Origin of the sequence: Brevibacterium linens (genome assembly GCF_003999335.1) — a bacterium.
Taxonomy (GTDB): domain Bacteria; phylum Actinomycetota; class Actinomycetes; order Actinomycetales; family Brevibacteriaceae; genus Brevibacterium; species Brevibacterium linens.
The window spans coordinates 719657-746649 of sequence record NZ_CP026734.1; the positions used below are offsets into that span (position 1 = coordinate 719657).

Sequence of the window (26993 nt, forward strand, 5' to 3'; positions counted from 1 at the left end):
GGTCACACAAGGGCGGGTTCGTCAATCGCCGGTCGCCCGGGGAGGTCAGCTCTCCTTCATCCCCTTCTGGATGAGGTCCATCACCGAGGAGTCCGCGAGAGTCGTGACATCGCCGACCTCGCGATTCTCGGCCACGTCCTTGAGCAGTCGACGCATGATCTTGCCCGACCGGGTCTTCGGCAGATCGGGCACGATCATGATCGAGCGCGGAGTCGCGATCGGGCCGATCGAGGACCGCACATGACCTCGCAGCTCACCCACGACATCGTCCCCGCCGTCGTCCGCGCTCTCCCTGAGGATGACGAATGCCTCGATCGCCTGACCGGTCATCTCGTCTCTCGCCCCGACCACGGCCGCCTCGGCGACCTTCGGATGAGCGACGAGGGCGGACTCGATCTCCGCGGTCGACATCCGGTGCCCGGAGACGTTGAGGACGTCGTCGACGCGGCCGAGGACCCAGAAGTCGCCGTCGCGGTCGATCTTCGCCCCGTCCCCGGCGAAGTACACGTCCGGGTACTGCGACCAGTAGGTCTTCTTGAACCGTTCCTCATCGCCCCACAGGGTCCGCAGCATCGACGGCCACGGCTCCTTGATGACGAGGTAGCCGCCGTTTCCGGGTTCGACCGAATTGCCCTCATCGTCGTAGACGTCGGCGACGATGCCGGGCAGCGGGCGCATCGCCGAACCCGGCTTCGTCTCGGTCACGCCCGGCAGGGGACTGATGAGGATGCTGCCGTTCTCCGTCTGCCACCAGGTGTCGACGACGGGGCAGCGGTTCCCGCCGATGTGCTCGCGGTACCACATCCATGCTTCGGGGTTGATCGGCTCACCGACACTGCCGAGCAGCCGCAGGCTGGACAGGTCGTACTGGGCGGGGATGTCGCGGCCCCATTTCATGAACGACCGGATGGCCGTGGGCGCGCAGTAGAGGATGGAGACCTTGTACTTCTGGACGATCTCCCACCACCGTCCCCGGTGCGGGGTGTCCGGGGTTCCCTCATAGAGCACCGAGGTGGCCCCATTGGCCAGCGGCCCGTAGACGATGTACGAATGGCCGGTCACCCAGCCGATGTCAGCGGCCGTCCAATAGACGTCCGTCTCCGGTTTGATGTCGAAGACCGCCCAATGCGTGAACGAGGTCCCGACGAGGTAGCCGCCGGTGGTGTGCATGATGCCCTTGGGCTTTCCGGTCGTACCCGAGGAATACATGATGTAGAGCGGATGCTCGGCATCGAAGGCCTCCGCGGTGTGGGTCTCCGACTGTCGATCGACGACCTCGTGCCACCACAGATCACGGTCGTCATTCCAGTCCACGTCCTGGCCGGTGCGGCGGACGACGAGGACATTGCGCACCTCGGGGCAGTCGTCCATCGCCTCGTCGACGACGGATTTGAGACCCGAGGGCTTGCCCTTGCGATAGCCGCCGTCGGCGGTGATGACGAACTCGACTCCGCAGTCCTTGACGCGATCGGCGATCGCCGAGGCGGAGAAGCCGCCGAAGATGACCGTGTGCGGGGCGCCGAGGCGGGCGCATGCGAGCATGGCGAACACCGTCTCCGGGATCATCGGCATGTAGATCGCAACGCGGTCGCCGGTCTTGACTCCGAGTTCGGTGAGCGCATTCGCGGCCTTCGAGACCTCGCGCAGAAGATCGGAGTACGTGATGGTGCGGGTGTCTCCGGATTCGCCTTCGAAGTAGTAGGCCACGCGATCGCCGAGGCCGTTCTCGACATGGCGATCGACGCAGTTGTATGCGGCATTGAGCCGTCCGCCCACGAACCACTTCGCAAAGGGCTTCTCCGACCAGTCGAGGACCGTGTCGAAGGGAGTCTCCCAGCTGATGCGCTGTGCCTGTTCTTCCCAATAGCCGATGCGGTCGGCGGCCGCCTTTTCGTATTCGACAGCTTGGGCATTGGCTGCGGCGGCGAAGTCCGCTGGGGGTGGGAAGGTCCTGTCCTCGTGGCTGAGTTCCTGAATCGTCGGATTGTTCGTCATCGTGCTCTCCTTTCACCCTGCGCCACCACGACGTGGGCGGGTCATCGAACTCACCTTCAACCTACTCCAGTCGGTTGGGATTTCAAGAGGTGCGCGGAGACGCGAAGAAGCCCCGCTCCCCAGTTTTCACTGGAGAAGCGGGGCTTCCGTGTTGTGGCTCCGACCGGCGTCGATCCGGTGACCTTTCGATTTTCAGTCGAACGCTCTACCAACTGAGCTACAGAGCCGAGCCGCCGACATACTCATCAAGTATGTCGAGAGAAACAAAGGCTCTTCCGAAGAAGAGCCTTATGCTCCGCGACCCTGACGGGACTCGAACCCGCGACCTCCGCCGTGACAGGGCGGCGCGCTAACCAACTGCGCCACAGGGCCTTGCTGTTGTGATGGAAGACCTTACGATCCTACACCGTACCCCCAACGGGATTCGAACCCGTGTCGCCGCCGTGAAAGGGCGGTGTCCTAGGCCTCTAGACGATGGGGGCCCAGGTTGTCCTCGGATTCCCCGTGGGCAACGACGTTAAGCTTATCCCACCCGATTCGCGGAATGCAAAACGAAAAGAGGTGTCCTCGGTCACACGGCGGAAACGGCGCATTTCGACGTTTCGTGCGGCCGCCTCGGCGAGGGGATCGGGGCCATTAGAGTGGGAGGCATGGAGGCTCTGAGTGAAGAGGAGTTCGATGCGATCCTCGGCGAAGCCCTGGATCTGCTGCCGACCGGGGTGACCGAACAGCTGGACAATGTCGCACTGTTCGTCGAGGACCGGCCGGAGGACGGCGACCGGCACCTGCTCGGCCTCTATGAGGGCACACCGATCGGGGAGCGGGGGATCGCTGGGTTCGAGATGCCCGACAATATCTTCATCTATCGAGACAACCTCATCGACTTCGCCGAGGATGTCGATCACCTGCGCAAGGAGATCGTCGTCACCATCGTCCATGAGATCGCCCATTTCTACGGTCTCGATGACGACCGGCTCCACGAACTCGGGTGGGGGTGAGCGTCCCCGGCCGAAGGGGCTGACGGGCTTACCGGCGAGTCACTTGACGTTACGGGAATTGGCGTCCGAAAGCCTACTTCGCCTATTGTGGGCGGGTACCTATCAGCACCGATACAACATTCCGTCCGTATCGATGCGGGGACACGGAGCCGTGAAAGCTGCGCCTCCTGGCCCCGTTGACCTGCGGGCAGGAGGCACTACCCCCTTATGACAGTTGCATCCAAGACTTCCAGCGCGGCGACCCCGGCCGTGCGAGTGCTCAACCTGGCAGGCATCGACTACAGCCTGCGCAGCTTCGACCACGACCCCGCCACCCGCCGTTACGGTTCGGAGGCCGCAGACAAGCTCGGAGTCAGCTCCGACCAGGTGTTCAAGACCTTGATGATCCAGGTCGACGGGCAGCCCGTGACCGCGCTCGTCCCCGTCTCCGGTCAGCTCGACCTCAAGGCCCTGGCCTCCGCGCGCGGAGCGAAGAAGGCCCAGCTGTCCGGCGTCGCCGAGACCGAACGTCGCACCGGCTACCCCGTCGGCGGAGTCTCTCCGTTCGGACAGCGCCATGCCGTGCCGGTCGTCGTCGACCGCACAGCGCTCGACCATTCGACAGTGTTCGTCTCGGCCGGCCGTCGCGGTCTCGAGATCGAGATCCGCCCCGAGGATCTCGTCATGCTCACGAACGCCCAGGTCGCGAAGATCGCCGCGCTCGACTGATCAGCTCTCGCTGATCCGAGCGTCGATCCCCGGCTTCACACCCATTCGACCTCACCGACCTCGGGCTCTGCCCGACCGGCGGTGAGGTCGGCGTACATCGCCACGGCATCGGCCACCTCGGCGAGGGGAACCAGGACATCGAGTCCGACCTCACCGCCGTAGTCGGCCCTCGTCGCCCACCCCCGCTTCCCGGCCGCCCGCTCCAGGGCGTTGGCCTGGGCATAGTCGACGTGTGCGGACACAGGGACGCGCTCACGACGGGTGACGATCCGGGCCCTCTCCACGGCCGCCGAGGTGGCCTGACCGTAAGCGCGCACGAGCCCGCCCGCGCCCAGCAGGGTGCCCCCGAAATACCGGGTGACGACGGCGACGACGAAGGTCAGATCATGGCCGGTGACGACATCGAGGATCGGAGCGCCCGCGGTGCTGGCCGGTTCCCCGTCGTCGCTGAAGCGCTGAGTGCGCGAATCGGTGTCGAGGACGAACGCCGAACAATGGTGGCGGGCCTTCGGATGCTCGGCGCGCGCCTCGGCGATGACGGACCGCGCCTCGGCCTCATCCGCGGCAGGGGAGAGACGGGCGAGGAAACGGGATCTCTTGATCTCGATCTCGGCCTCGACGGGGCTGAGGATGGTCCGGTAAGACATGCTCGTCACTGTAGTCGAATGTGTTCTACGATGAGCCCACGGGCGCGGATTCCGCGCTCATCCCCGGTATTTCAGTGAAAGGGTGACAATGGTGCACCAACCAGGCAAGATCGACCTCGCAGCGCTCAAGGACGAATCCGCCCGAGCTCGTGAACTCGACCGAGCACACGTGTTCCACTCGTGGTCGGCGCAGCGACTCATCGACCCGCCGACCGTCGCCCGCGCCCACGGGTCGACGGTCGTCGACGGTGAGGGTCGTGAGTTCCTCGACTTCTCCTCGCAGCTGGTGAACACGAACATCGGTCACCAGCATCCGGCCGTCGTGGCCGCGATCAAGGACCAAGCCGATGTGCTGTGCACGATCAGCCCGGCCACCGTCAACGCCGCCCGCTCCGAAGCAGCTCGCCTCATCACCGACCGCACCCCAGGCGGGCTCGACCACGTGTTCTTCACCAACGGCGGAGCGGACGCGAACGAACACGCCATCCGCATGGCCCGTCTGTACACCGGGCGAACGAAGGTGCTCTCCCGCTACCGGTCCTACCATGGTGGAACCCAGACGGCCGTCAACGTCACCGGTGACCCGCGCCGGTGGGAGAACGAGACCGGAGAATCGGGCGTCGTCCACTTCTTCGGACCCTTCCTCTACCGTTCGGAATTCCACGCCACCACTGAGGCGGAAGAGACCGACCGTGCGCTGCAGCACCTGCGTCGGACCATCGAGTTGGAGGGACCGGCGACGATCGCCGCGATCATCCTCGAATCCATTCCCGGCACCGCCGGCATCATGGTGCCCAGCCCCGAGTACATGCAGGGTGTGCGGGCGCTGTGCGACGAGCACGGGATCGTGCTCATCGCCGACGAGGTGATGGCCGGATTCGGACGGTCGGGCAAGTGGTTCGCCTTCGAACACTTCGACATCGTCCCCGATCTCATCACCTTCGCCAAGGGCGTGAACTCGGGGTACGTGCCGCTGGGCGGAGTGATCATCAGCGATGCGATCTTCGAGACCTTCGCCGAACTCGTCTACCCCGGCGGGCTGACCTACTCCGGGCATCCGCTGGCGTGCGCGGCGGCGGTTGCGACGATCAACGCGATGGCCGACGAGGGCATGATCGAACACGCCGCTCACATCGGGGAGACGATCATCGGACCCCGTCTGCGGCAGATCGCGGAGAATTCGAAGCACGTCGGCGAGGTCCGCGGCATCGGAGCGTTCTGGGCGATCGAGCTCGTCTGGGACAAGGAGTCCAAGGAGCCGCTGGCCCCTTATGGCGGCGGCTCACCCGAGGTCGCCTCGGTGGTGGCGGCGCTGAAGGAACACGGCGTCATCCCGTTCAACAACTACCACCGGCTGCACGTGGTCCCGCCGATCAACATCAGCGAAGAGGACCTCGAACGCGGCCTCGGAGTCTTCGAGAAGGTCCTCACCGACTTAGACTTCCCCCACTAGTTACTACCTGACGGCGGCCCAGCAACCTCGCGTGGACTGGTCCCCAGAAGTTGGACTGCTGTGAGGTCAGCATAGTTCGTAAATAGGCTCACCATCCTTGGCGGTCTTGCTTCGATATTCCATCGGGGCAAGGCCGCCAAGTCGTGACGAGATCCGTTCGTAGTTATACCAATGAATGTACTCATCGATCGCGGCCTTGAGGTCCTCGACCGTGTCGAATTTCTGCAGATAGAACATCTCGGACTTCAACTGCCCGAAGAAGTTCTCCGCCATCGCGTTATCCCAGCAGTTTCCCTTCCGCGACATCGACGCTGTGGCACCATGCTTGGCCAGGATCGACGCCCACGACACGTGCTGATACTGAAACCCCTGATCGGTATGCACCAGCGGCGTCTGCCCGGGACGCAGTCCCTGACAGGCTTGCGTCAGCGACTCGTTCGTCAATGCCGTGTTCGGTGACGTCGACATCGAGTACGACACCACACCGGCATCGAACAGATCGATCACTGGTGACAGATACAGTTTCTTGTCTTCAACAGCGAATTCCGTGACGTCAGAAACCCATTTCTCATTCGGTTCATCAGCGGTGAACTCCCGATTGAGTACGTTGTCAGCAACGGCACCGACCGTGCCGCGATGGGAGTTGAACTTCTTCTTCCGCACCTCGGTCTGCAGACCCATGTCACGCATTAATCGCAGCACGGTCTTCTTCGCTATAGCGATGCCCTGTTTGACCAAGACAGCCCAGATCTTGCGGTGCCCATAGCGTTTGTGACTCTTCTCGAAGATGTCCTTGATGAGTGTTCTCACCTGCGCGTATGGGTCGGGTCTCACGTCGAAGCGTTTCTGGTGGTAGAAGAACGTCGACCGGGCCAAACCCGCGACCTGCAGCAGCAATGGCAGTGGATAGTCCGCCTTGAGACTGGCAACGATGCGTGCTTTCACAGCTGCCCTTTTTGCCTCAAGGCCCGAAGTTTTTTCAAGTACGCGTTCTCCGCTTCAGCCCGCAGCAGCTGGTCTTGCAGCTGCCGATATTCGGCCAGGCTGATGTCCTCGACACGAGTCTTCCTCGCCATCAGGTCTGGCTTGGATGGGGCCGGATCAGCATCCGGGTCCTGACCGTTGTCGAGGGCTCGCATCCGTGCTGTCTTGCCTTTGGCCGGCGGCGATGTCGCGAACGCGTCTTCGCCCTTGTCCCGGTATTTCTTCGCCCAATCAACCACGGTGCGCGAGGAGGCCAGACCAAGCTCCTTGGCTAAAACGACTTTGTGTTCGCCATCGAGATACCGTTTCGCAGTCGCGATCTTCGTCTCTGCCGGTATCCGGCGGCGCTGGTGCGGTTCCATGACCGATATTGTTCCACGCACCAGCCACCGGTCGTGGAGGAGCTTGAGTGAGGGTTTGTGGACGTCGAGCATCGTGGCTGTCGCGGCATAGCCGTGCCCTTGGTCGAAGAGTTCGATCGCGGCTTTGGCTTGTTCGTCTGTGATCAGACAGTCCTTACGCATGGAATGGTCCCTTCAAGTTGGCTTGTGTTGATCACAGTCCAACTTTTGGGGACCACTCCAGCGCGAGGTTGCTGGGCCGCCGTCAGGATCCTTCTATGTCTGTCAAGCGGCTTGACCGATCGGGTTCGTGGCCTCGAGAATCCGATACACCGAGCGGGCCAAGGCACGCTTCATACACCGGATCGTCTCCTTCTTCGTCTTCCCCTCACTCAGCCGTCTAGCCATGTACGCCTGGGACTTCTTATGGTGAGAAAGCCGCGTGACTGCCACCATGTACAACGCAGAATTCAACCGACGATCACCACTGCGATTCAGCCGGAACCTCACCACATTCCCCGACGACGCCGGGATCGGACAGACCCCCGCCAACTTCGCGAACGCCGCCTCGGAACGCACCCGCCCATGATGCGACCACGCCAGGTAGAACACAGCCGCAGTGATCGGACCAATCCCCGGCTCAGCCAACAACACCGCCCCCGGACTGGCCTTGACCAAGGCCTCGATCCGGGCGGCGTAGTCCTTGATTTCGGCATCGAGCTCGACGACACGTTTGGCTAACCGGATGGCTTCCCGACGAGCCTCGGTCAGTGCCACAGACTCGTCCCTGATCCGCCACTTCGCCACCGTCTGGATCGTGACCATCGACAATTTCCGACGCGCATCGACACCGAGGTCCTGACCACGCAACAGCGCAGTGAGCGCATTGATCGTCCGGGTCTTCTCCCGAGTCATGGACTCCCGCGCCTTGACCAAGATCCGCAGTCCCTGACGCGGCCCATCAGCCTGCCGGGGAAACCGCAGCCGCGACTCATCCATCGACAGGACCGCGCCAGCGATCCGTCGGGCATCGATCCGGTCGTCCTTGCCCGTGGCATGCCGGTCGCGAGCATTCATGCTCGCGGCCTCGGCGACCGTATAGCCTGCCTCGGCGACATGATCGGCCAGGATCGCTCCGTACGTGCCGATACCCTCGATCACCCACAGGGTCTCAAGGTCCCCGCCGGTACGACGCCCGGCCCACGTCAGGGCTCGTTTGATGCCGGCTTTGGTCGTCGGGAACGTGGCAGTATCGACGTGCTCACCAGACTTGGTGAGCACACTGTAGACGTGGTTCTTCGCGTGGGTGTCGACGCCAACGACAAACGCGTATAAATGCGAGATGATAGTCATGACGGTTCGTGCTTCTCCTGTGTCGGAACGGATGAGGTCCGACCGTCGAACGGTCGGCTCCGGTCCGGGAGATAGTCACGTCGAAACACTACTGTGATGAGTCACGTTCGGTCAGGAACGGACAACCTTCTGATCAAGTTATCGATGTGGGCCGAGCCGGTGCCGACCGCCCACCAATCATCAGACAAATCCCGACGAGGACATCGTTGGAGTCAATAGCAATTAGAGTCATGATGATCGATGAGACGGTCAGTTCCTACTCTGCCAGCCAGTCCCAGACCAGCCACTATCAATACTCACAGTAGCAATTAGGGGGATTGGTGGGTGTAATGACCGCCTAAGATCGTGGCCTTGACGGGGATCTTTGCGATCTCGTCCGCCGCGACGTTTGCCGGGTGGGTGTCCAGGGCGACGAAGTCGGCGAGTTTGCCTCGGCTCAGTGTTCCCTTGTCCGCGCCCTGACCCGAGGCCTTTGCCGCATCGACCGTGTAGGCCGCGATCGCCTCATCGACGCTCAAGGCTTCGGCAGCCGAGCCCATGACATCCCCGCCCCGGGTCCTGCGGGTGACGAAGGCTTCGATTCCGCGCAGCACATTCCCGTCGGCGCACGGGCGGTCAGAGCTGCCGGCCATCGGCACACCCGCATCGACGAACGACTTCGCCCGGTAGATCAGGTGCCGGCGGTCCGGGCCGAGCGAAGCATTCATCCCGTCCCCGATGCCGTCGGCGAACGCCGCCTGCGGGGTGACGACGATACCGTGCTCGGCCAGCGTCGCCAGGTGCTCGTCATGGACCAATGCGGCATGCTCGATCCGGTTGGGCACCGCCCGGCGGCCATAGCGCGTCTGCGCCTCGACGATGTTGGCGACCGCGGCATCCACGGCGGCATCACCGATGGCGTGCACGGCCAGCGACCACCCGGAGGCATAGGTGTCCAGTATCTGCTGACGCAGCACCTCCGCGTCGTCCTGCAGATAACCGGGGTGGTCCTTGCCCGCATAGTTCTCCCGCAGCGCCGCGGTCTCGCCGGACAAGGCACCATCCATGAAGAACTTCACGGGCCCGATCGAGATGAGATCATCGCCGAGGCCGGTGCGCAGTCCCGCATCCAGACCGATGCCGAACCCGTCGGCGGAGTTCGCCGCGATCGGGTGCAGCCCGTCGGCCTGCGGCATGAGCTGAGCCCGCGCCCGCAGCTTGCCCTCTTCCCGAGCCCGCAGGTAGCCGCTGATCTCGATGGGGGAGTGGCCGATCCAACCGTAGGCGATTCCGCATTCGCCGAAGGACGTGATGCCCTCCTTCGCATAGTAGGCCGTCGCCAGATCGAGGGCGTCGACGACGGTGTCGAGCGAATACGGACGGATGAGATCCTGCACCAGCGTCTGCGCGGTCTCTTCGATCAGCCCCGTCGGATGACCGGCCGCGTCACGCACGACCTTCCCGCCGACCGGCTCCTCGAAATCGGGGTCCAGGATCCCGGCCCGACGCATCGCCTCGGTGTTGGCGATCGCGGCGTGACCGGACGTCTGCCGCATGAACAGGGGACGATCCCCGGTGATCTCGTCAAGACGGCCCAAGTCCGGATACTGCCCGTCGTAGTCACGGTGGGCGTACCCCGTGGCTTCGATCCACTCCCCGGACGGAGTCGTCGCCGCGGCCTTCTCGAGCGCCGCATAGACATCGGGCAGACCGCCGGGCAGCGCCGTGACATCGACCGAGGCCAGGGTGAGACCGAACCACGTCGTGTGACAGTGGACGTCGTTGAAGCCCGGCAGCACCGTCGCCCCGCCCAAGGACTCGACCCGATCGGCGTCGATGCCGTCGAGCTCCTCGTCGAAGCCGATGATCCGGTTGCCCCACACCCCGATCTTCTGCGCCCGCGGGCGCGTCGGATCAAGCGTGTAGGCGTCGAGGTCGGTGAAGATCGCGTCGATTCTCATAGAGCCACCTTAGTCAGATTCGCACGACTGCCGCTCCACCGTTCACACCCGCAGCTCGCACCGGCCCGTTCACGGCAGGCGCGCCCCGCGAACGGTCGGATCCGTGATGCAGTGGACGAGCGAGAGCCCCTTGTGGGCCAGAGCCTTTTCGAAGGCGTCGCGGAAGTCGACGGTCCGCTCGACGCGGATGCCGAGCCCGCCGAACGCCGTGGCCATGGCTGCGAAGTCCGGATTCTCAAGTGCCGTGGCCGTGGCCCGGCCCGGATATTCGCGGTCCTGATGACCGCGGATCGTGCCGTAGACCGAATTGTCGTTCAGCACCACTGTGATATTCGCGCCGTACTGGACGGCCGTGGCCATCTCCTGCCCGTTCATGAGGAAATCCCCGTCGCCTGCGATGCAGAACACGGACCGTTCCGGATGGACGAGCGCGGCGGCGACGGCGGCCGGCAGACCGAATCCCATCGATCCGTTGCGCGGGCCCAGCGCCGAGGGGAAACCGTGCGTGGGCAGGAATCTGGTCGCCCAGCCGGAGAAGTTCCCCGCCCCGTAGGTGATGATCGCGTCGTCCGGCAGCAGGTCGTGCACATGGACGAATGCTTCGTCCATGTCGACGAACCCCGCCGAGGCGGCCGACCCGGAATCTGCCACCTGCGGTTTCCGCCACGCCTCGAGCTCGGCCCGGGCCTCGGCGACCCAATCCGGCAGCGGCACAGCATCCCCGGCTGCTTCGGACAGGTCATCACCGAGCGGCGGTTCGTCGATCGACCCGTCGGAGGAGACCGAATAGGTGCGGGTGCCCTCCTCGGTGAACAGGGATTGGGCGAACCGGCTCACCGAGGTGACGATGTGCTGGTCGAGACGACCGAAATGGCCGTGCGCATCGGCATCGGGGCCGATGACGACGGTGCGCTGGTCGACGCCGTTCGTGAACCCGTCGGTGGCCACATCGGTGCGGACGCAGCCCAAGTAGATGTGCAGGTCTGCCTCGGCGAGGGTGCGCTTGGCCACGGGGGACGCACCATAGCCCAAGATGCCGAGGAAGTTCGGACTGTCATGGTCGATGCCGTCATAGGCACGGAAGGTGCCGAGCACGCCGAGGCCGCGGTCGCGTGACCATTGGGCGATGCGCCGCGAGGTCGACGGGGACCAGTCCTCGCCGCCGATGATGAGCACGGGACGGTCGGCGGCGGTGATGCGGGCACGCAGCTCCGTGACGTCCCCGGCATACGGTGAGGCCGAACCGTGCACACGTGGGGCCAGCACCGTCCCCGAACTCGGGCGGACAAGGACCTCTTCGGGCAGACCGACGATGACGGGACCGGGTCGCCCGGTCACGGCGGTGTGCATGGCGTCGACGACCACCTCGGCGGCCTTGTCGGGGTCATCGAGGGTGAGCACCTTCTTCGCGGTCGAGGAGAACCAGCCGTTCAGATCGAACTCCTGGAAGGATTCGCGGCCGCGATGATTGGTGGGGATGAGGCCGACGAAGACGACGAGCGGGGTCGCATCCTGGAATGCGGTGTGGACGCCGACCTTGACGTTCGCAGCGCCGGGGCCACGGGTGACCAGGGCGATTCCGGGCACTCCGGTCATCCGCCCCTCGGCGACGGCCATATATGCGGCCCCGCCCTCCTGGCGGCAGACGATCGGGGTGATCGACGAATCGCGGAGACCGTCGATGACATCGAGATACGACTCGCCGGGAACCAGATAGGTACGCGAGACTCCGTGTGCTTCGAGTTCCTCGACGATGAGATGACCTGCAGTAAGAGACGCGGAGGTGTCCATACCCCATGCTTATCATTCTTTTGTCTCATTCGGTCACCGTCGGACCCATTCGGACCCGCAAGGTCGTATGATCGTGCAACAACGGAATCAGTGCGGCTCTCCGCCTGAGCCCGTGAGCAGGGACGCGTCTCCGTTCCGGCGACGAACGACGACTGACAGCCAGGAGGCTCACGCATGACCGGCATCGACTCCGACCATCCATCGGCTTCGGCGATCTCCACCACCGGCGACGGTGGTCCTGGTGGGCGCAGGCGAGCAGGATTCCAGTCGAAGCCGCGCAAGGCCAATCTCGAACGCGACCCGGGGATGCCTGCGAGCACCTGGCGACTGCGCTCGGATGCCTGGGAGTACCTCAAGTTCGCGATCAAGCGGCTGGCCGCCAGCGGAGGGGACTTCTCGATGATCGCCGAGGACGGGGAAGTCTGGCGGTCCCTGCGTTCACTGCGGACGATCGAACTCTACTGGGGCGGCTTCGGGCAGCGCTATGTCGAAGAGATCACCGACCTGCTCTCGGGTGGGGAGTTCGACCGGGCCCACGACATGATCACGCGGGCGGTCAACCGGCTGCGCGGAACCACGGTGCCCGATGTCGGCGAGGACGACCTGACCGAGGACGAGCGCGCCGAACTCAAGGATCGGCAGGATTCCCGTCCTCGCTTCGAGGTCCTCATCGTCGACGAAACCACCGAAGGCGGTCGCGACGAACTCCATTCCGATCTGCTCAGGCTCCGCAACCCCACCGACCAGTTCATCTACGACTACGTCATCGTCCCGACCGCCGACGACGCCGTCGCAGCGGCACTGACGAACCCGAACCTGCTCGCCTGCGTCATCCGCCCCGGCTTCACCGACCACACCCGTGAGGTCCTCAGTCGTGACCTGCGCGATGCCGTGGCGTTTGCCCACGAGACGACGAAGGCGTCCCCCACCGGTCCGATGAGCCCGCTGAACTCGGTGCGACGGGTGCTGCGGCTGGCCGATACGCTCGCGAACCTGCGTCCCGAACTCGATCTCTACCTCATGGCAGGTGCGCACATCGAAAGCCTCGCCGGGGCCCTGACGCACCGGTTCCGTCGCGTCTTCCGCCGCGAGGACCAGTTCGAACTCCATCTGTCCCTGCTGCGCCGCGCTCAGCATCTCTACGACACCCCCTTCTTCGATGCGATCCGGGAGCATGCGCGGCGCCCGGCCGGCGTCTTCCACGCACTGCCTGTCTCTCGCGGCGGTTCGGTCGTCGGATCGAAATGGATCGGGGACTTCGTCGACTTCTACGGCCTCAACCTGCTGTTGGCCGAGTCCAGTGCCACCTCGGGCGAGTTGGACTCTCTGTTGGCGCCGGTGAAGACCCTGAAGAAGGCGCAGCTGCTGGCCGCCCGGGCCTACGGTGCCAAACGCACCTACTTCGTCACGAACGGGACGTCGACGGCGAACAAGATCGTCCACCAGGCCGTTGTCTCACCCGACGAGGTCGTCATGGTCGACCGCAACTGCCATAAGTCCCACCACCATGCGCTCATGCTCACCGGTGCGCGCACCGCCTACCTCGAGGCGTACCCGCTCAACGATGTCGCTTTCTACGGTGCGGTGCCGTTGAACCGGATCAAGCAGCTCCTGCTCGACTACCGTGCGGCCGGTCGCCTCGATGAGGTGCGGATGATCACCCTGACCAACTGCACCTTCGACGGGATCGTCTACGACCCGTACAAGGTCATGTCGGAATGCCTGGCGATCAAACCCGACCTCGTCTTCCTCTGGGACGAGGCCTGGTTCGCCTTCGCACGGTTCCACCCGGTCACCCGCAAACGCACCGCCATGGTCGCTGCCGAACGACTCGAGGAGACGCTGGACACCAATGCCCACGCCGCCGCGTACCGAGAGCAGCGCAAGCGCCTATTCGATCCGGAGACCGGGGCTCCCGCCCCCGATTCGGTGTGGCTGGAGGAGGACCTGCTGCTGCCGCCGGACGCGACGATCCGGGTGTACGCGACCCAGTCGACGCATAAGACGCTGACCGCGCTGCGCCAGGGTTCGATGATCCACGTCTACGATCAGGAGTTCTCCTCCGGCGCCGAGGAGGCCTTCCACGAGGCGTACATGACGCACACCTCGACGTCGCCGAACTATCAGATCCTCGCCTCCCTCGACCTCGGTCGCAGGCAGGTGGAGATGGAGGGCTTCGCACTCGTGCAGAAGCAGCTCGACCTGGCGATGAGCCTGTCCTCGGCGATCGCCAGACATCCTCTGCTGAAGAAGACGTTCAAGGTGCTCACCGCCGCCGACCTCATCCCCGAGGAATATCGGGTCACCGAACGGACGATGCCGCTGCGCGATGGGCTCTCCACGATGTGGAATGCCTGGGTCCGCGATGAGTTCGTCGTCGATCCCAGCCGCATCACCGTCGAGATCTCGGGCACGGGAGTCGACGGGGACACGTTCAAGCACGAACACCTCATGGACCGCTACGGCATCCAGGTGAACAAGACGAGCCGGAACACGGTGCTGTTCATGACGAACATCGGCACCTCGCGCTCGGCCGTGGCCTACCTCATCGAGGTGCTGGTCAAGCTGGCGGGGAAGTTCAATGATCCGCATGAGCTCCAGGAGCAGGATGCGCTGACCGAACCGGCCGCGGTGATGCCTCCGCTGCCCGACTTCTCGGCCTTCGCCCCTGACTACGCCGCCGAGGTGCCCGCCGAGGATCCGTCGAAGCAGCTGCCCGACGGCGACCTGCGCACCGCCTACTATGCGGGTCTGCGTCGCCAGAACATCGAGCACGTGCTCCCACATGAGCTGCGACGCCGGGTCGAGAACGGGGAACAGCCGGTCTCGGCCGGATTCGTCACTCCGTACCCGCCCGGATTCCCGGTGCTTGTGCCCGGTCAGGTCATCACTGCTGAGGTGCTCGACTTCATGTCGGCTCTCGACACCCGTGAGATCCACGGCTATGACACCCGCCAGGGCTACCGCGTCATCCTCAAAGAGGTCCTGGAGAGCTGAGCGAGATCGGCCGTGCAGACCAACCGTCTCATCCAGACCGTCGAAGCCCACACCGAGGGGCTGCCCGTCCGCGTCGTCACCGGGGGAGTGGGACCATTCCCCGGTGAGCCCATGGCCGAACGCCGGGAGTGGTTCATCGAGAACTCCGACGATCTGCGGACCTTTCTCATGTGTGAACCCCGCGGCCACGGGTGGCTCTCGGGAGCGATCCTGCAGCCGCCGACTCGTGCCGACGCTGATTGGGGAGTGCTCTTCATCGAGGTGACCGGGGTGCTGCCGATGTGCGGGGCCGGCACGATCGCCGTGGCGACCGTCCTGGTCGAGACGGGAATGGTGCCGGTGACCTCGCCCGTCACGACCGTGCGCCTCGACGCCCCGATCGGGCTCATCACCGCCGAGGTGGTCGTCCGGGACGGTCGTGCCGAGTCGGTGACCATCGTCAACGTCGCCTCGTATGCGCACGCCCTCGACCAGTCCGTCGAGGTGCCGGGTCGGGGGAGGCTGTCATGCGATATCGGCTTCGGTGGGAACTTCTACGCCTTCGTCTCCGCCGCCGACGTCGGCATCCCCTTCGAGCGTGACCGGGCTGAGGACTTCATCGCCGCCGGTCGCGAGATCATGGCTGCCGTCAATGAGCAGCTCGACCCCGTGCATCCGGAGACTGGGTACCGCGGCTGCGAGCACGTCGTGTTCCTGACGCCGCCGACGGAGCCCGGACCCGATGGCGAAGCGCCGGATGCCCGCCATGTGCTCATCAACCATCCCGGCTGGCTCGACCGGTCGCCCGGCGGCACAGGCACGAGCGCACTCATGGCCGTCCGGCACGCCCGCGGACAGCTGGGCCTGAACACGGATTTCGTCAACGAGTGCTTCATCGGCACCTCGTTCACCGGACGGCTGATAGAGGAGACGAGAGTCGGCGAGCATGTGGCTGTGGTGCCGACGATCACCGGCAGCGCCTGGCTGATTGCGACCTCGCAGTTCATGCTCGACCCCAGCGACCCGTTCCCCGCCGGCTTCACACTCTGAGCCTGCGGCCCGCGGCTATCCCAGCTGGCCGGGGTGGAGGACGCGGGAGAGGAAGTCCTTCGTCCGCTGTTCCTGCGGGTTACCGATGACGTCCTTGGCCGGTCCGGCTTCGACGACGACTCCGCCGTCCATGAAGACCATGGTGTTCGCGACTGAACTCAGAGATTGAGCAATCGAGACTCGCGGATTCTGACTGTCGGAGAGACAACCAGGTTTGACCCTCTTCTTGGGAGGTCCGACTTCAGATTTTGGGGAGACGCTGATGTGGGTGGGTGGGATACAGACTTCTGTATCCCACCCCCCGCGATTAACTGAATTTGTTGGGAGGGTAGATTTGAGGCTCTTCGCAGTTAGGGGTGTAATCGGGGTCTGAATCCTCCCGTCTCGAGCAAGCTTCGGGCGATGTAGTGGGTGAGGTTCCGGAACCCCAGCGCCGATCCACGTAGGTGTTCCAGCCTGCCGTTCAATGCTTCCGTCGGACCGTTCGACGTCCCCGGCCGATCGAAATACGCCAACACATCCATAGCCCGCTTCTTCAACGTCCGCCCCAGCCGGCGCAGCTCAACAAGACCAGCAGGCACCCCGGACGAGATGGAGTCGATGATCGACTGCAGCGACTTCTTCCCCGCGGTTCGGTCCGGGTTGCGGTAGGCGGTGCTGATGTCTTGGAACACGCTCCAGGTCACCTCCACATCAGCATGATTCTCATCAGCAAAGAGAGCGACGATCCGTTGCTGCTGCCGCTCGGTGAGTAACTGACACCCGGTGTGCAGAGTCCGCCGGGCCTGATACAACGGGTCGCCCTTCTTCCCGCGGTGCCCGGTCGTTTCCTGCTGAACACGCCTGCGGACCTCGTCCAGACTGTCCCCGGCGAGCTTGACGACATGGAAGGGATCCATCACTTCCACCGCGGCCGGCAGCTCTTCGACAGCAGCGGTCTTGAACCCGGTGAACCCATCCATCGCCACGACCTCGATTCCATCGCGGAAGGCCTTCGACTGCCGGGCCAGCCACGATTGAACACGGCCTTCGATCGTCCCTCAACCATGTCCAGCAATCTCGCTGGTCCTGTCTGATCGCGGATCGGGGTGAGATCGATGATCACGGTCACGTACTTGTCACCCCGTCTGGTGTGCCGCCAGACATGTTCGTCGACGCCGATGACGCTCACGTTATCGAACCGGGAAGGATCGTCGATGAGAGCCCGATGTCCTTCGGCCAGGATCGCGTCATTAGCGGTGTGCCAGGATACAGCGAGCTTGGCCGCGATGACGGAGATCGTGGCGTGATCGACAACGAGTGCTTTCAAAGCCCATGCGAGTCCGGTGCGCGAGATCTTGGCCCTGGCTGGGGCTGCTTGGTCGGTGTCATGGCGCCACACGCGCCCACAGAGTTCGCACTTGTAGCGACGGAGTCGGATGAGCAGGGTGGTGGGACGGTGCCCGAAGGGTTCGTGAGCCAATTTCCGGGTCACAGTATCGCGGGGCCGGCCATGTCCGCCGCATCGGTGGCACCACTCATCGTCAGTGGTTGGGGTGCACAGGAGAACTGTTTCTGAATCGGTGACGTGTTGGCCCGTGCAGTGCAGGCCGAGTGTGTCGAGGTGGCAGAACGTGGTGAGGTCAGGGGTGGAGAACGTAAGGTGGTGCACGTCGAGGTCTTTCGGATGGTTTGTCTAGGAAATTCCATCTTCGAAAGGCCTCGACCTATTTCTGTGTAGCGACGCGCACCGGTTCTACACCCTCAACTGCGAAGAGCCAGATTTGAACTGATGACACTCGGTTAAAGTCCAACTATCCTCATTCTGTAGGAAGATATTGAATCATCTTGCTGTTGTGTCTACAGATTCTTTCAACTGAAAGCATTGGTGAATATCTATACTCCTGAAGAGGTTCAATGTCTCAATACCATATGCAGGCCCTGCCTGCTGGGAGTCGCCCTTAGCTATAGTACTGAAAGAACCAGAGGTCAACGCCAGCGTATCCCCCACGACACGGTCGGGTTTTGTCACCCCTGTTTACATGTGCAATTCGAGTCCGTTCGCACTCAGCTTTGCTGCGCATTAAATGGCTTGTATGCCAGCTTGCCGCAGTTGCGGGCGTTGCCGGTATGGCAATACCGATGCCAGCTACAAGCGCAGCTGTGGTTATGGCGACTGCAATTCGCTTCATCTTAACCCCTAGTGGATTCGATAATGTGATGTCAATCACATTCGGTATGTTTAGGAACTCTAACCGATAGCAGTCGCCGATGCAAGGGGGGTGCGGTCAATTTCAAGCGGTTCTTCCGGTGCCAATTTCACTGCCCGAGAACATGCTCTGACGGTCGCTGATTCGAGTTGCATGATGCGGGTGAACCATCCCAGCGGTTAGGGGAAATCGGCGCAGGTGAAGCGTTATATACTTACCTATCTCACTATGTAGATAGCTTGTTCGGTTGCTGGATGTAGCAATGTGTATTCCTGTCTGGAGCGAGGCTGTGAAGTCGATCTTGTTGGATGCCATTCTCTAGCTTGATTCTATGGTGAACTGAACAGTTATCGTTTCCGAAGTTGCATGCGCCACGTCAGTTCATCGCATTCCTTTGTGTTGGGAACGGGTGACGCGTCGCCCGGGCAATTTTGCCGGAAGGGTGAGCTAATGAACTCGGGGCAACCGAAGACTGCCATAGCGCTCCGGCGCGGGCCCCTTTAATATGCAGTTCCCGATCGCGTGAGAAGCTCTGCCCGCCTTCAGGCGCCGTTGGCAGTGAGTGTATTTAACGTGCCAAGTTGATGCGGGAGTATGTCTAGTTCATCACCTCGGTGAGGTTCTGCAGATTTCGTGACTCGGTATCTTGTGATGCGTGGTCCCAGCGTCTTAGCTTGGCTGGCCGGGATGGAGGACGCGGAAGAGGAAGTCCTTCGTCCGCTGCTCCTGTGGATTGCCGATGACGTCTTTGGCAGGGCCCTCCTCGACGACGACTCCGCCGTCCATGAAGACTACACGGTCAGCGACCTGCCGGGCGAACTCCATCTCGTGGGTGACGACGACCATCGTCATCCCCGCCTCGGCGAGCTTGCGCATGACCTGCAGAACGTCTCCGACGGTCTCCGGGTCGAGTGCCGATGTCGGCTCGTCGAAGAGCATGAGGCTCGGGTCCATCGAAAGTGCCCTCGCAATCGCCACACGCTGCTGCTGACCGCCGGAGAGCTGATCAGGGTAACGGTCGGCGAACGACGCCAGCCCTACTTGGTCGAGGCGGTCGAGGGCGATCTTCTGCGCTGCCGCGGTGTCGCGTTTGAGCACGCGCCGTTGTGAGATCGTGCAGTTGTCCACGACCGTGAGGTGAGGGAAGAGATTGAACGACTGGAAGACCATTCCGACGTGGCGGCGCAGTCTGTTGACCTCGACATCCGGGTCCGTGGCTTTGTATCCTGCGACGGTGATCGTGCCCGAGTTCGGCTGTTCGAGCAGATTGACGCAGCGCAGCAGGGTCGACTTGCCGGACCCGGACGGTCCGATCAGACAGACGACTTGCCCTGGTTCCACCTTCAGGTTGATTCCCTTGAGGACCTCGACCGAGCCATAGGACTTGTGGAGGTCTGTGATCGTGCAGCCTTCGGCATGGATCTCGCCGACAGGACTTGATGTGATCGACATGTCTACCTACTTCTTGATCTTGGCTGTGCGGGATTCGAACCGACGGGCGAGCATGCCCAGAGGGATGGTGATGATCAGGTAGCAGACGCCGGCGACGACCAGTGGGGTGAGTCCGGCTTCCGGATTGGAAATCGCTTCGCGGCCGAACTTCGTGAGCTCATACTGCGCGGCGGTGAGGCCGAGGATGTAGATCAAGGACGAATCCTTGGTCATGAGGATGATCTCGTTGGTCAGAGGCGGAAGGATGATACGGAACGCCTGTGGGATGACGATGGTGATCATTGCGCGCGAATGGGACATGCCCAATGATCGTGCCGCCTCAAACTGGCCCTTGGGCACGGCCTGAAGGCCAGCGCGCAGGGTCTCTGCGATATAGGCAGACTCGACGATGCCGAGGGCCAGCATGACCGTGACATACGTGTCCATCCGAATGCCGAAGGCATAAGGGACCGCGTAGCCGAAAGCGAGGAAGACTATGAGTGCCGGCAACCCGCGGAACAGTTCAATATAACCAGTGGCAATCCATCGATACGGGGCGACCGAGGAGATCTTCATCAGTGCCAGCAGGATGCCCAGGGACAACGCCAGGACGAAGCCGAGCGCCGTGTAGATGATCGTGTTGAAGAGTGCGGTGGTGATGATCTCAGGGAACTGAGCGGCGATCACATCAGGGTTGAAGAATTTGAGGTAGATCGTCTTCCAGTCCGCGAAGATCACGGCGACGAGAACGGCGACGATGAGAATTCCGTATTGAATTCCTTGCGACGTACGTTGGCGTTGACGCACGCTGAGAGCCAAGATGCCTCCAGAGTTATGGCCCGGTTCCGGAGCCCTCACTGGGGCTCCGGAAGCGGGCAAATGCAATCAGTATCTGCTGATGGAGTCGCGTATCAGCTGCGGTCGGCTTCGGGGATGCGGGCGGCATCGGCAACGTCGCCGAACCACTTGTCGACCGACTTGTCGTAGCCGCCGTCTTCGTACAGGCGCTTCATAGTCGATGCGAAGGCATCGAGCAACTCCTTGTTGCCCTTCTTCACGCCGGCGCCGAGCACCTCACCCGTGTCGTACTCCTCGACGAACTCGAGCTTGTCATCGGACTCGACAGCCGTCGAAATGATCGAAATGTTGCCAATCACTGAATCCACCTGGCCGGTCTGGATCGCCTGCGTCATGAGGCCCGAGTCCTCGAATTGCACTGGAGTCGCACCGTGGTCCTTGGCATAGGTCTCACCGGTCGTCGCCTGCTGCACGCCGACCTTCTGCCCCTTGACGTCGTCGATTCCCTTGATTCCGGATTTCTTCGTGACCATCAGGCCGAGGTTGTCCTTGAGGTAGGGCTCCGAGAAGTCCATCTTCGTCTTGCGATCGTCGGTGATCGACATACCTGACAGTGCAATATCGCACTGTGCGGTATCGAGGGCGGAACCGGACTGGATGGCTTCGAAGGCTGTGGTGATGACGTTGAGCTCGACCTTGAGGTCTTCGGCGGTGGCCTGCGCCAAGTCCATGTCGAAGCCGACGTTCTCTCCGCCGTCGACGAACTCGAACGGCTCGTAGGGGATGTCCGAGCAGACAGTGAGCTTCCCGTCCTCGACGAGCGGCACGCCGCTGTCGCTCTTCGCCTCGGAATCGCCTCCGCCGCCGCAGGCGGACAGGGCGAGCATGGCGCCGGCGGCCAGAATGGCCAGGCTCGAGCGTCGTTTCATGGTTCCTCCAGGAGATCGGTGACTGGTGAGTCACGTACGCGGTCCGCTCTGACGTTGCAGTCTGAGCAGTGTCTGCGAGAAATCCTACCGTGAATTGAGTCACACTCATGTTGCATCGATGATCGCCGAGGTGGTTGTGACGAAATCGTAGTGTTGCCGTGTATGCGGGCGACCGGCCTGAGCCGCCGACCGCGGACGCGAAAGGGCCCGACCGACGACAACGTCGGTCGGGCCCTCGGGGCATTGGTCGAGCTCGGCAGCCTCAGCTGAGCTGGTCCTCCATGTCGATCTCCGAGGTGTCCTTGGCCAGCCACAGGGCAATGATCGTGAGGATCGCTGCGGCGATGATGTAGAGGCCGCAGTAGACGATCGACCCTCCTTCGGCCTGCCACAGTGCGACCATGGCGAACGGTGCGGGACCGGCTCCGATGACGCTGGACATGTTGTAGGAGATCGCCGATCCGGTGTAGCGGACGTTGGCGGGGAAGAGCTCCGGCAGGTATGCAGCCATCGGTCCGAAGGTCAGCCCCATGAGGATGAAGCCGACGATGAGGCCGATGATGACTCCCGGGGTGCCGGCATTGAACAGGGCATTGACGACGAGTCCGTAGGCGGCGATGAGCACGGTCACGCCCAGCAGCATCTTCCGCCGACCCAGCTTCTCGGCCAGTGGTCCGGAGACGACGGTGAAGATTCCGAAGAACACCACTCCGATGATGAGGTAGGTGAGGAACTCGTTCTTCGTGTACCCCAGCCCCGCGACGAAGCCCGCAGGGTCGAAGTTCTTCCCGGCCGCCTCGGCGGCGGTCTGAGCCTGTTCGGGGGTGGCCGGCGAGGTGCCGTAGGTGAGGGTGAACGCGGTCATGAAGTAGAAGATCACGTAGGTCGCGAGCATGATGAACGTGCCGAGGATGAGCGGCTTCCAGCTCGTGGCGAAGACCCGTCCGAGCGGGGCCTTCGAGATCTGCTGCTTCTGCGCGACGAGCTGGAACGCCGGGGTCTCCATGAGCGACATGCGGACATAGAGGCCGACGGCCACGAGCAGCGCCGAGAGCAGGAACGGAATGCGCCAGCCCCAGGCGAGGAACGCCTCGGGGGAGGTCCAGGTGCCGAGGGCGACGAAGAGCAGGTTCGCGATGATGAAGCCGACGGGCGCGCCGAGCTGCGGGAAGGTGCCCCAGATGGCGCGCTTGCCCTTCGGGGCATTCTCGGTGGCCAGTAGCGCCGCGCCCGACCATTCGCCGCCGAGGCCGACTCCCTGGCAGAAGCGCAGGAGGACGAGGAACAGCGGGGCGAGGACGACCCAGCCCGGCGTGCTGGCGGTCGGCAGCAGGCCGATGAGGAAGGTGCCGATGCCCATGATGAGCAGGGAGGCGATGAGCGTCTTCTTCCGGCCGATGCGGTCACCGAAGTGGCCGAAGATGATCGAGCCGAGGGGGCGGGCGACGAAGGCGACGCCGAAGATCGCGAACGAGCTCAGCAGCTGAGTCGTCGATGTCTGATTGGGGAAGAAGAGGGCCGGGAAGACCAGCGAGGAGGCCGTGGCGTAGGCGTAGAAATCGAAGAACTCGATCGTGGTGCCGACCATCGAGGCGGTCAGGACCTTGCCGCGGGTGTTGTTCTTCCGAGTCGCTGCGATTGCGTCGTCGACTCCGGGTGCCGAGGAGGGATTCTCCGGCTGTGTTTCGGTGGGCATGGTGGTGGTGCTCCGCTGTGTCGTGAGTGCAGGCACGGGCGGGTGGTCCATGCCGATGGAAAAGGCCGTCGGCGCTGTGTCAGGCACAGCGTCGACGGCGACGAATCGACATTACGCCCGTCTCACAAAACGTGATTTCGGAGTCTCACCGAATGAGATTACTAGGTGGTCGAAGTGTTCTGGACAACTCGGACCGGACTGCCGGGCCACCGGGCGCTGAGTCCGCCCGGCGCTCAATTCTGAGCCGTGACCTCGGTGATCGTCACTTTCTCCTTGGGTGCGCCGTCGCCGGCGCCGGAGTCCGTGCCCTTGGCAGCGAGATCCGCGACGGTCTTCGTGCTCTTCTCATCCAACTGTCCGAACACGGTGTAGTCGGGCGGCAGCGAGCTGTCATCGTAGACGACGAAGAACTGGGAGCCGTTCGTATCGGGGCCGGAGTTCGCCATGGCCAGAGTGCCCGCCGGGTAGGTCTCGGAGCCGTCGAGCTCATCGGCGAACGAGTAGCCGGGACCGCCTGTGCCTGTGCCCGTGGGGTCACCGCACTGGAGGACGAAGATGCCCTCGGTGGTCAGGCGGTGGCATTCGGTGTCGTCGAAGTACTTCTGCGCGGCCAGCGACAGGAAGCTGTTGACGGTGCACGGGGCTCGGTCGGCATCGAGAGTCACTGCGAGGTCCCCGACGTTGGTTGCGATAGTGGCGTCGACAGTGCCCTTCGCCTCCGGTTCCTCTGCCGGTGCGTCGACGTCCTTCGCGCCCGCCTGCGAATCGGCTGGGTACGAGCAGGTGCCCGCTGCCGCCGAGGAGTCGGATTCGGCTGCGGAGCCGCTGGAATCACCCTCGGAATCAGACGATCCGCATCCGCTCAGCAGCAGAAGAGCGAAGACGGCGAAGGCCGCCAGTGCCAGCACAACGGCTGACTGCGGACGACGAGTCAGGGCATGAGAGCGACTCTGCGCGAAGTGATCCATGCGTTCATCGTATCGGCACTGTCATCGAGACACGGGCGCGGTGTCGAGACACGGGCGCGCGCATGCGTTTCTCGACACGCAGCCCGTGTCTCGGCGCGGCCCGGGACTCAGGTCTCGACGGAGGTGCGGGTGCTCGGGTCGGGGGAGCCGCCTCGGCGAAGGAAGATCGCAACGGAGATGACGATGAGTCCGGACACGCACAGGCCCACGCCCACCCACGCCGGTGCGCGGTAGCCGAGGCCGGCGGTGATGACGATTCCGCCGAGCCACGCGCCGAGCGCATTGGCGAGGTTGAAGGCGGCGTGGTTCATGGCCGCGGACAGGCTCGGGGCGTCATGGGATTCGCGGAACAGACGCATCTGCAGGGCCGTGGTGATCATGGACCCGGAGATGCCGATGAGGAAGAGGGCGATGATCGCAATGGCGGCGATATGGGTGAAGGCGCCGAAGGCGGCGAGCACGAGAGCCGAGAGGATCATGCCGCCGGTGGCCGAGCGTTCGATGGACTTGTCGACCAGGGGTCCTGCAATCAGCGAGCCTGCGGTCATGCCCAGGCCGTAGACGGCGAGCACCCACGGGATCGCGACGCCGGGGACGCCGGCGACGTCGGTCATCGTCGGGGTGATGTAGGTGTAGACGGCGAACATTCCGCCGAAGCCGACTGATCCGGCAACGAGGGTGAGGATGATCTGCACGCGGCCGAGCGCCTTGATCTCGCCTCGGGCCGAGGGAACCTCACCGGCTCCGACACTCACGCGCGGCACGCCGACAGCGACCATGATGACGGTGAGCACTCCCAGGCCGGCGACGAGAGCGTAGGCGCTGCGCCAGCCGAACATATTGCCCAGGGCCGCGGCGAAGGGCACGCCGAAGATGTTCGCGATCGTCAGGCCGAGCATCACTCGTGACATGGCCCGGCCGCGGCGATTGGCCGGGACGAGGGAGGCGGCGACGACCGCTCCGATGCCCAGGTAGGCTCCGTGCGGCAGTCCGGAGACGAAGCGGGCGATATTGAACAGCGTCGCGGTCGGGGCGAGCATCGAGGCGAGGTTGCCCAGAGCGAAGAGGCCCATCATGCACAGGAGCAGCAGCTTGCGATCCATGTGTGCGGCGATGGTCGTGATCAGGGGTGCACCGACGACGACGCCGATCGCATAGAACGACACCGCATGTCCGGCCTGGGGGACCGTGATGCCCAGTTCTTCGGCGATCATCGGCAGGAGGCCCATGGTCGCGAATTCTGTCACCCCGATGGCGAAGGCGCCGATCGCCAAGGCGAAGACGGCGAACTTGTAGACTCCGCGGGAGACCGGGGCATCACTCATAGGGCTCCTTCAAGGGGAAAAGCGGGATCGGCGAGGCAACCGCACCAGCCTATTGCCCCCAGCGATTCCTCGTAACCCCCGAGGCGCCCAATGTGACGATTCGAACAGCCTCAGTCGGCGTCCGCTTCCTCGGCGTCGTATTCGGCCAGAGCCTGCGAGGCGACGGAGAAAGCGGTGTTCGCGCTCGGCACGGAGCAGTAGATGGCCGACTGGAGGAGGACCTCCTTGATCTCATCGCGGGTGAGCCCGTTGCGCAGCGCAGCCTTGACGTGCATCGCCAGCTCCGCTTCGTGGCCTCCGGCGATCATGGCCGTGAGCGTGATCGCCGAGCGCATGCGACGTTCGAGTCCCGGTCGGGTCCAGATCTCTCCCCAGGCGTAGCGGGTGATGAGGTCCTGGAAGTCGGCCGTGAAGTCATCGACCTTCGCATTCGCGCGGTCGACATGGGCGTCGGAGAGAACCTGCCGACGCACGGTCGTTCCGGCCTCGCGCACCTGGTCACGGCTGGCTTCCCGCGGCCCCGAGGCGGTCGGCAGCTCGGTTGCGGCCTCGGTGGACGCCACCCCGCCGGCACCGGCGCCGAGTCCCTTTCCCTGCAGGAAATCAGCGAGCAGACCCGCGGTCACGACCGGAGCCTCGGCCGGCACGAGGTGGGCGGCGCCGTCGATGACTTCGAGGAGCGCGCCGGGAACTCCATTTGCGATCTCGGCGAGCTTCGTCGCCGGAGTCGGCTGGTCCTGAGACCCCGCGACGGCGAGCAGGGGACGGGTGATCTCGGGCAGTCGTGCGCGGACATCGAAGTCGGCCAGCGCGTAGCAGAGGGAAGCATAGGAGAAGCGGTCGGCGTCCTGCAGTGAGTGCAGGAGTGCAGCCGAGGCCTCCGGTTCGCGGTCCATGAAGCCTTCGCCGAACCAGCGCTGTGCCGAACCGATGATCTGGGTCGGGGTGCCCGAGGTCGCTACGGTCTGTGCGCGTTCCTCCCAGGCCGTCGCTTCACCGATCTTCGCGCCTGTGCAGAAGACGGCGATGCGGCCGAAGCGGTCTCCGTGGTCGAGCGCCAGCTGCAGGGCCGTGGCCCCGCCGATCGAATCACCGGCGAGGTCGACGGGGGCGCCGGGGGCGGCCACATCGGGAAGGACCCGGTCGAGGGTGTCAAGGACCGCCTCGGCGAGGTCGGACATCGTGATCCGCGGGGCCGCTGACGTCCCCGCGGGGACACCGATCGGAGCCGAACGGCCGTGGCCGGGCAGGTCGATGCCGATGACCGCCGTCTCCGGGCTGAGTGCGGAGAGCTCGGTGGCGGCCTGCTGCCACAGGGCGGCCGCGGAAGTGCCCAGCGAGGGCAGGACGACGAGCACCCGGGCGTCGGCGGCAGGGGCAGCGGGGGCGGCAAGAACGGATGCGGTGAGGTCCATGGTTGT

Annotated in this window: 19 protein-coding genes, 3 tRNA genes and 2 pseudogenes; 5 read left to right on the forward strand and 19 right to left on the reverse strand. The window is 63.8% G+C overall.

Annotated elements, in window-relative coordinates; translation table 11 throughout:
• Positions 1–45 precede the first annotated feature (45 nt).
• From acs to CXR29_RS02980, 4 genes are all read right to left on the reverse strand, one after another.
• Positions 46–1995, reverse strand: coding sequence for an acetate--CoA ligase (gene acs / locus CXR29_RS02965; RefSeq protein ID WP_127363848.1), 1950 nt, complete (start codon positions 1993–1995; stop codon positions 46–48).
• Between the two features lie 154 nt (positions 1996–2149).
• A tRNA-Phe gene (locus tag CXR29_RS02970) sits at positions 2150–2222 on the reverse strand.
• 71 nt (positions 2223–2293) lie between these two features.
• Positions 2294–2367, reverse strand: a tRNA-Asp gene (locus CXR29_RS02975).
• A gap of 37 nt (positions 2368–2404) precedes the next feature.
• Positions 2405–2477: transfer RNA gene (locus CXR29_RS02980), tRNA-Glu, on the reverse strand.
• Between the two features lie 168 nt (positions 2478–2645).
• Between CXR29_RS02980 and CXR29_RS02985 the strand changes: the two genes are divergently transcribed.
• Positions 2646–2993, forward strand: coding sequence for a metallopeptidase family protein (locus CXR29_RS02985; protein ID WP_101596839.1), 348 nt, complete (start codon positions 2646–2648; stop codon positions 2991–2993).
• A 207-nt stretch (positions 2994–3200) separates the two neighbouring features.
• The gene (ybaK, locus tag CXR29_RS02990) at positions 3201–3701 is read left to right on the forward strand and encodes a Cys-tRNA(Pro) deacylase (protein WP_101546357.1); all 501 of its coding nucleotides are present in this window, start codon (positions 3201–3203) and stop codon (positions 3699–3701) included.
• 35 nt (positions 3702–3736) lie between these two features.
• On the opposite strand, the gene CXR29_RS02995 is transcribed toward ybaK, so the two are convergent.
• The gene (locus CXR29_RS02995; RefSeq protein WP_127363849.1) at positions 3737–4348 is read right to left on the reverse strand and encodes an IMPACT family protein; all 612 of its coding nucleotides are present in this window, start codon (positions 4346–4348) and stop codon (positions 3737–3739) included.
• 88 nt (positions 4349–4436) lie between these two features.
• On the opposite strand from CXR29_RS02995, the gene CXR29_RS03000 reads away from it, so the two are divergent.
• Positions 4437–5801 (forward strand): aspartate aminotransferase family protein, encoded by a 1365-nt coding sequence (locus CXR29_RS03000; RefSeq protein ID WP_127363850.1) that lies wholly within the window; start codon positions 4437–4439, stop codon positions 5799–5801.
• Positions 5802–5867: 66 nt separating this feature from the next.
• Here the strand turns inward: CXR29_RS03000 and CXR29_RS03005 are convergent, their stop codons facing one another.
• From CXR29_RS03005 to CXR29_RS03025, 5 genes are all read right to left on the reverse strand, one after another.
• Positions 5868–6746, reverse strand: coding sequence for an IS3 family transposase (locus CXR29_RS03005; RefSeq protein ID WP_115614055.1), 879 nt, complete (start codon positions 6744–6746; stop codon positions 5868–5870).
• Positions 6743–7309 carry a helix-turn-helix domain-containing protein gene (locus CXR29_RS03010; RefSeq protein ID WP_127363851.1) on the reverse strand — a complete coding sequence of 189 codons (567 nt, stop codon included), beginning with the start codon at positions 7307–7309 and terminating at the stop codon, positions 6743–6745. Before CXR29_RS03010 ends, CXR29_RS03005 begins: the two co-directional genes overlap by 4 nt.
• A 102-nt stretch (positions 7310–7411) precedes the next feature.
• Positions 7412–8479, reverse strand: coding sequence for an IS110 family RNA-guided transposase (locus CXR29_RS03015; RefSeq protein ID WP_127363682.1), 1068 nt, complete (start codon positions 8477–8479; stop codon positions 7412–7414).
• Between the two features lie 308 nt (positions 8480–8787).
• Positions 8788–10419: an amidohydrolase gene (locus CXR29_RS03020; RefSeq protein WP_127363852.1), complete on the reverse strand. Its 1632-nt coding sequence runs from the start codon at positions 10417–10419 to the stop codon at positions 8788–8790.
• A gap of 69 nt (positions 10420–10488) precedes the next feature.
• On the reverse strand, positions 10489–12210 hold the full coding sequence (locus CXR29_RS03025) for a thiamine pyrophosphate-dependent enzyme (protein ID WP_127363853.1): 1722 nt from the start codon (positions 12208–12210) through the stop codon (positions 10489–10491).
• A gap of 174 nt (positions 12211–12384) precedes the next feature.
• Between CXR29_RS03025 and CXR29_RS03030 the strand changes: the two genes are divergently transcribed.
• Together CXR29_RS03030 and CXR29_RS03035 are read left to right on the forward strand one after the other, a co-directional pair.
• The gene (locus CXR29_RS03030) at positions 12385–15207 is read left to right on the forward strand and encodes an aminotransferase class I/II-fold pyridoxal phosphate-dependent enzyme (RefSeq protein ID WP_127363854.1); all 2823 of its coding nucleotides are present in this window, start codon (positions 12385–12387) and stop codon (positions 15205–15207) included.
• 12 nt (positions 15208–15219) lie between these two features.
• Positions 15220–16236 (forward strand): proline racemase family protein, encoded by a 1017-nt coding sequence (locus tag CXR29_RS03035; RefSeq protein ID WP_127363855.1) that lies wholly within the window; start codon positions 15220–15222, stop codon positions 16234–16236.
• A 15-nt stretch (positions 16237–16251) separates the two neighbouring features.
• On the opposite strand, the pseudogene CXR29_RS03040 reads toward CXR29_RS03035, so the two are convergent.
• The 9 genes and pseudogenes from CXR29_RS03040 to pcaDC all read right to left on the reverse strand — a co-directional run.
• Positions 16252–16389: pseudogene (locus CXR29_RS03040) on the reverse strand (amino acid ABC transporter ATP-binding protein); the annotation flags it as partial.
• Positions 16390–16586: 197 nt separating this feature from the next.
• Positions 16587–17887: pseudogene (locus CXR29_RS03045) on the reverse strand (ISL3 family transposase).
• A 1207-nt stretch (positions 17888–19094) separates the two neighbouring features.
• On the reverse strand, positions 19095–19877 hold the full coding sequence (locus tag CXR29_RS03050; protein ID WP_101554277.1) for an amino acid ABC transporter ATP-binding protein: 783 nt from the start codon (positions 19875–19877) through the stop codon (positions 19095–19097).
• A 6-nt stretch (positions 19878–19883) separates the two neighbouring features.
• Positions 19884–20675, reverse strand: a complete 792-nt coding sequence (locus CXR29_RS03055; RefSeq protein WP_009881616.1) for an amino acid ABC transporter permease — start codon at positions 20673–20675, stop codon at positions 19884–19886.
• Positions 20676–20767: 92 nt separating this feature from the next.
• Positions 20768–21583 (reverse strand): ABC transporter substrate-binding protein, encoded by an 816-nt coding sequence (locus tag CXR29_RS03060; protein WP_127363856.1) that lies wholly within the window; start codon positions 21581–21583, stop codon positions 20768–20770.
• 262 nt (positions 21584–21845) lie between these two features.
• A complete protein-coding gene (locus CXR29_RS03065; protein WP_127363857.1) occupies positions 21846–23279 on the reverse strand; it encodes an MFS transporter in 1434 nt (477 codons plus the stop codon).
• Between the two features lie 233 nt (positions 23280–23512).
• Complete coding sequence (locus CXR29_RS03070) at positions 23513–24247, reverse strand: peptidylprolyl isomerase (protein WP_127363858.1); 735 nt, start codon at positions 24245–24247, stop codon at positions 23513–23515.
• Between the two features lie 107 nt (positions 24248–24354).
• Entirely contained in the window at positions 24355–25572 is a 1218-nt protein-coding gene (locus tag CXR29_RS03075) for an MFS transporter (protein ID WP_127363859.1), read from the reverse strand.
• 110 nt (positions 25573–25682) lie between these two features.
• Positions 25683–26987, reverse strand: coding sequence for a bifunctional 3-oxoadipate enol-lactonase/4-carboxymuconolactone decarboxylase PcaDC (pcaDC, locus tag CXR29_RS18095; RefSeq protein WP_127363860.1), 1305 nt, complete (start codon positions 26985–26987; stop codon positions 25683–25685).
• Between the last annotated feature and the right edge of the window lie 6 nt (positions 26988–26993).

Coding starts and splice junctions, on each gene's coding strand:
- ybaK (WP_101546357.1), top strand. CDS start 3,201: ATGACAGTTGCATCCAAGACTTCCAGCGCGGCGACCCCGGCCGTGCGA.
- CXR29_RS03065 (WP_127363857.1), bottom strand. CDS start 23,279: ATGCCCACCGAAACACAGCCGGAGAATCCCTCCTCGGCACCCGGAGTC.
- CXR29_RS02985 (WP_101596839.1), top strand. CDS start 2,646: ATGGAGGCTCTGAGTGAAGAGGAGTTCGATGCGATCCTCGGCGAAGCC.
- CXR29_RS03030 (WP_127363854.1), top strand. CDS start 12,385: ATGACCGGCATCGACTCCGACCATCCATCGGCTTCGGCGATCTCCACC.
- CXR29_RS03075 (WP_127363859.1), bottom strand. CDS start 25,572: ATGAGTGATGCCCCGGTCTCCCGCGGAGTCTACAAGTTCGCCGTCTTC.
- acs (WP_127363848.1), bottom strand. CDS start 1,995: ATGACGAACAATCCGACGATTCAGGAACTCAGCCACGAGGACAGGACC.
- CXR29_RS03015 (WP_127363682.1), bottom strand. CDS start 8,479: ATGACTATCATCTCGCATTTATACGCGTTTGTCGTTGGCGTCGACACC.
- CXR29_RS03025 (WP_127363853.1), bottom strand. CDS start 12,210: ATGGACACCTCCGCGTCTCTTACTGCAGGTCATCTCATCGTCGAGGAA.
- CXR29_RS03010 (WP_127363851.1), bottom strand. CDS start 7,309: ATGCGTAAGGACTGTCTGATCACAGACGAACAAGCCAAAGCCGCGATC.
- CXR29_RS03070 (WP_127363858.1), bottom strand. CDS start 24,247: ATGGATCACTTCGCGCAGAGTCGCTCTCATGCCCTGACTCGTCGTCCG.
- pcaDC (WP_127363860.1), bottom strand. CDS start 26,987: ATGGACCTCACCGCATCCGTTCTTGCCGCCCCCGCTGCCCCTGCCGCC.
- CXR29_RS03060 (WP_127363856.1), bottom strand. CDS start 21,583: ATGAAACGACGCTCGAGCCTGGCCATTCTGGCCGCCGGCGCCATGCTC.
- CXR29_RS02995 (WP_127363849.1), bottom strand. CDS start 4,348: ATGTCTTACCGGACCATCCTCAGCCCCGTCGAGGCCGAGATCGAGATC.
- CXR29_RS03000 (WP_127363850.1), top strand. CDS start 4,437: ATGGTGCACCAACCAGGCAAGATCGACCTCGCAGCGCTCAAGGACGAA.
- CXR29_RS03050 (WP_101554277.1), bottom strand. CDS start 19,877: ATGTCGATCACATCAAGTCCTGTCGGCGAGATCCATGCCGAAGGCTGC.
- CXR29_RS03020 (WP_127363852.1), bottom strand. CDS start 10,419: ATGAGAATCGACGCGATCTTCACCGACCTCGACGCCTACACGCTTGAT.